The sequence below is a fragment of the bacterium genome (assembly GCA_027622355.1).
Taxonomy (GTDB): Bacteria; UBA8248; UBA8248; order UBA8248; family UBA8248; genus JAQBZT01.
This window is the reverse complement of the sequence record JAQBZT010000269.1, coordinates 1-4001: the sequence shown is the minus strand read 5'-3', so window position 1 is coordinate 4001 and position 4001 is coordinate 1. Positions and strand designations below refer to the sequence as shown.

The window sequence follows — 4001 nt, the reverse complement described above, 5'->3', positions numbered from 1 at the left end:
ATGAGGGGCACTCGGCCGCCACTGTCTACGCCGCCCTCGGCGCGCAAATCGAGAAGGAAGAGCGGCTATGGACCGTCGAGGGATTCGGGGGGACTCCCAGGCTTCCGTCGGGAGTGATCGACGTCGGCAACTCGGGCACCAGCTGCCGGATCGGGTTGGGGACGGCCGCGCTGCTCCCCGGCGGGGATGCGCGATTCGACGGCGACGCCCAGACGCGGCGGCGCCCGATGGGCCCTCTGCTCGATGCCCTCTCCCGGCTCGGGGCGCGGACCCGCTCGGAAAACGGGGACGGCCGCCTTCCCGCCACCGTCGGCGGCCCCTGGAGGGGTGGCCGAACATCCGTGGAGGGCTCCACGAGTCAGTTCACCTCGAGCCTGCTGGTCAACGCACCCTTCGGCAAAACCGAATCGATCATCGAGCCGGTAAACTTGAACGAAAAACCTTATGTGGACATGACCCTGTGGTGGCTCGATCGCTTGTCGCTTGCATATGAGCGGGAGGGCTACGCCCGCTTCCGCGTCCCCGGGGGACAGGCGCTCTCAGGGTTCGACATCGAGGTTCCGGCAGACTTCAGTTCGGCCGCCTTCCCGGCCGCCGCCGGCGCTCTGCCCGGAGGGGACGTGCTCCTCGAGGGGCTCGACATGAACGATCCGCAAGGGGACAAGGCCATCTTCACGATGCTGGCCGAGATGGGCGCCGAGGTCGCCGAAGAAGCAGGGGGGATCCGCGTCCGCGGCCACGCGCTCCGCGGCGGCGAATTCGATCTGAACGCCACGCCCGACCTCCTCCCCGTCATGGCGGTGCTCGGCGCTCTCGGCGAGGGAGAAACCCGCCTGGTGAACGTGCCCCAGGCCCGGATCAAGGAGACCGACCGGATCGCCGGGATGCGGATGGTCCTCGAAGCACTGGGGGGAAGCGCCGAGGAACTGCCCGACGGCCTCATCGTTCGCGGCGGAGGGCTCTCTGGGGGAAAAGCGCCGGGGTTGGGCGATCACCGCATCGTGATGGCCGCCGCGGTGGCGGGTCTGGCCGCCAAAAACGGGGTTTCAGTCGACACGGCCGAGGCGATGGCGGTAACCTTTCCAGACTTCACCGAGCGGATGCGTCTGCTGGGTGCGGAGATGACAACGGAGCAGAGCGGGAGCTAGGAGCGCCGAGGATGCCTATTTACGAATATGAGTGCGAAGCCTGCGGCTTCATTTCTGGGCATCTTGTGATGAAGCCCTCCGACCGGCGGAAGCTCACCTGCCGGAGCTGCGGCGAAAAGCGGCTCCGCAAGATGATGTCCCGGTTCAGCTCGCACAAGAGTGAAACGCAGCGCCTGGATGAGTTCAAACCTTCCGATTCGCGAAAAGATTCTTTTTACAAGGACGACCGGAATATCGGCCTTTGGGCCCAGAAGCGGGCTCAGAATCTGGGGCTCGACCTTGGCGAGTCCTTCCAGGAGACACTGGAAAAAGGCCGGTCGAAGAAAATCCTCGACAACCTGTGAGACGGACGCGGGAGAAATGAGCTCCTTCAGCGAAACGCTGCGGCGGGAGGCCGAGCCGCTCTGGAAAGCCATCCATGGCCATCCCTTCGTCCGGGGAATCGGGGACGGAACCTTGCCGGCGGATCGTTTCCGGTTTTACATGTGCCAGGACTATATCTTCCTCATCGAATACAGCCGCGTCATTGCCCTCGCGGTGGCCAAGGCGCCCCGGCTTCCCGAGATGGGCCGCTTCGCCGACCTTCTGAACGCCACCCTCAACACCGAGATGGAACTTCACAGGGGATTCGCCGCCAAATTCGGCATCTCAAGGGAAGAGATGGAAACCACCCGGCCGGCACCCGCTTGCCGCGCATACACCAACTATCTTCTGGAAGCCGCCTGGTCCGGCACCTTCGGCGAAATCGCCGCGGCCATGCTCCCTTGCCAGTGGGACTACGCCCTCATCGGAGAAGAGCTCGCGGCGCGCGGCGCGCCGGCGGAAGCTCCGCTCTACCGCGAGTGGATCGAGATGTACGCCTCGGAGGAATTCCACCGGCTGGCCGGATGGCTGCGGGAGATTCTCGATGCCGCGGCCAGCGCCGCGGGCAGGGCCGAACAAGAGAAGATGCGCCAGCGTTTCCTCTCCGGGACAAGGTACGAATACCTCTTCTGGGAGATGAGTTGGAATATGGAAAACTGGCCCGTCTGACCCTTCCCGAGGACCGGTCCCGCCGGCATGTCAAAAACCCTGCCGAGGGGAGCGAAAAAGCTTTCTCTCCCAGAGGCACTTGAGGCGGACAGGACAAAACGGTACCTTACCTGGGTTGAGGCAGGCTGAAGACGGCACTCTCCCCATCCGCCGGACATGGGCAATGCTAACTGACATCCTCCAAATATTTCCCGTCTTGTGGTCCGAAGCCCGGAAAGTTCTGGACGCCATCTATCCGGTGGTCGGCTATGCCGCACTCGCCTATTTCGCCACCCGGTTCACCCTGGCGATAGCGCAAGCGATTGTCCGCACCACCAAAACGCTGGACAACGAAGCCCGGAGAGCCGAACTCCGGGCGGAGGCCGCCGTCAAGGCCCAGGCGGAACTATTGGAGAGGCAGCGAGCCCAGCAAGAAGCGCTTGAAAACGCACCGAAACTGCTCGATGAATCTTCAGACGATGATTTGGAAGATACTCCGGCGGGTACATCCAGACAACAACGGCAACAGGCCCGGGCCAACTGATCCCGGTTTCCGCCAGGGCTTCGTTTACTGATTCGCGGGCCGATCGTTTTTCCCGGAAGAGGGAATCTCCGGGAGGCGATCCTTGGCGGAGCCGACCTTCTTTTTCAACTCCTCGAGTTTCCTCTTCGCATCTCCCCCCACCATCTGGCTGATCAGCACGCCCCCTCGCCGGATGTAGGGGACCAAACGGCTTTTCTCATCCCGGGGGACAAAACCGGGGAGATAGGCGTCCAGGACCAGGATCGCGACGGCCGCCAGAAGCGCCCCCTTGGCCAGGCCGAGAACCCCGCCTCCCATACGATTCCAAAAACCGATGCTGGTCCCCTTGGCCAGTTTGGACACCATGGTTCCCACAAGACTGAGAATGATCCAGGTCAGGACGAACATTACGGTGCGGCTCAGGGGATACATCCACTCGCCCGCGTCGAGCCGATCGATGATGAACTGGCCCGCGATGTCGCCATAGCGGGACGCGGTGAAATAGCCGCCCCCCAGGCCCAGCAGGGAGAAAAACTCCTTGATCGCCCCCCGGAAGATGCTTCTCAGGAAGAAAAAAAGGAGAACCCCCGCTACGATGATGTCCGGAATCTGCACGTCACCCATTCACTCAGCTTCTCCGCATCTCAAAAACAGAACCGGGCGCCGGAACTTTCGCAGATGGTACCATACCCCAATCGAATCGATGCCTAAATTTCTTCCTTCCACATCACGAGCGCATCTTCCCGGTTGTCCGGGTAATACTGCTTGCGAATCGCAATCGAGGTAAACCCGTTTCGCGTGTAGAGCGCGATGCCGGCCTCGTTGCCCATCCGCACCTCCAGCGTCGCGCGCCGGACGCCGAGGCGCCGGGCCTCCTCCAGAAGCCCTTTCAGCAGAAAATCCCCCACCCCGCCCCGCCGGGCGAAGGGGGCCACCGCGAAGTTGGTGATATGGCATTCATCGACCACATGCCACCAGCACGTGTAGCCGAGAACCACGGGAGTGCCGTCCCCGCCATCCACGGCCCCCTCGGCCACCGATAGATAGGAGTTCGGGATGATGTCCAGCTCCCGGCGAAACGCCGATTCCGACCAGGCAAGAGAGAAGGAGGCCCGCTCGATGACCAGAACCTGTCCCAGATCGTCCGGGATCATCGGCCGAATCCGAAAGGTGCCCTTCTGCGCGGCGCCCCGGGCTTCCAGCATCGGCTTCTCCCTCCCCTCCGCCAAGCCCGCTCCCCCTTCCGCAGGACACGGGAGAAGCATATAATGGGGGCCAATATTTTTCGAACAGCCCCACCATCCAACCCCTCGTGCGCG

At 63.0% G+C, this 4001-nt stretch carries 6 protein-coding genes; 4 read left to right on the top strand and 2 right to left on the bottom strand.

The features are described 5' to 3' along the window. From aroA to O2807_13115, 4 genes are all read left to right on the top strand, one after another. The coding region (gene aroA, locus O2807_13130) for a 3-phosphoshikimate 1-carboxyvinyltransferase (GenBank protein ID MDA1001443.1) at positions 1–1148 on the top strand (1148 nt) is incomplete at its 5' end. A gap of 11 nt (positions 1149–1159) precedes the next feature. Further along, entirely contained in the window at positions 1160–1492 is a 333-nt protein-coding gene (locus tag O2807_13125) for a zinc ribbon domain-containing protein (GenBank protein MDA1001442.1), read from the top strand. Between the two features lie 16 nt (positions 1493–1508). Then, positions 1509–2180: a thiaminase II gene (tenA, locus tag O2807_13120; GenBank protein ID MDA1001441.1), complete on the top strand. Its 672-nt coding sequence runs from the start codon at positions 1509–1511 to the stop codon at positions 2178–2180. Positions 2181–2343: 163 nt separating this feature from the next. Next, on the top strand, positions 2344–2703 hold the full coding sequence (locus O2807_13115) for a hypothetical protein (GenBank protein ID MDA1001440.1): 360 nt from the start codon (positions 2344–2346) through the stop codon (positions 2701–2703). A 24-nt stretch (positions 2704–2727) separates the two neighbouring features. On the opposite strand, the gene O2807_13110 is transcribed toward O2807_13115, so the two are convergent. After that, the gene (locus O2807_13110; protein MDA1001439.1) at positions 2728–3306 is read right to left on the bottom strand and encodes a CvpA family protein; all 579 of its coding nucleotides are present in this window, start codon (positions 3304–3306) and stop codon (positions 2728–2730) included. A gap of 83 nt (positions 3307–3389) precedes the next feature. Continuing rightward, positions 3390–3887, bottom strand: coding sequence for a ribosomal protein S18-alanine N-acetyltransferase (rimI, locus tag O2807_13105; GenBank protein ID MDA1001438.1), 498 nt, complete (start codon positions 3885–3887; stop codon positions 3390–3392). Between the last annotated feature and the right edge of the window lie 114 nt (positions 3888–4001).

Coding starts and splice junctions, on each gene's coding strand:
- O2807_13115 (MDA1001440.1), top strand. CDS start 2,344: ATGCTAACTGACATCCTCCAAATATTTCCCGTCTTGTGGTCCGAAGCC.
- O2807_13125 (MDA1001442.1), top strand. CDS start 1,160: ATGCCTATTTACGAATATGAGTGCGAAGCCTGCGGCTTCATTTCTGGG.
- O2807_13110 (MDA1001439.1), bottom strand. CDS start 3,306: ATGGGTGACGTGCAGATTCCGGACATCATCGTAGCGGGGGTTCTCCTT.
- tenA (MDA1001441.1), top strand. CDS start 1,509: ATGAGCTCCTTCAGCGAAACGCTGCGGCGGGAGGCCGAGCCGCTCTGG.
- rimI (MDA1001438.1), bottom strand. CDS start 3,887: ATGCTGGAAGCCCGGGGCGCCGCGCAGAAGGGCACCTTTCGGATTCGG.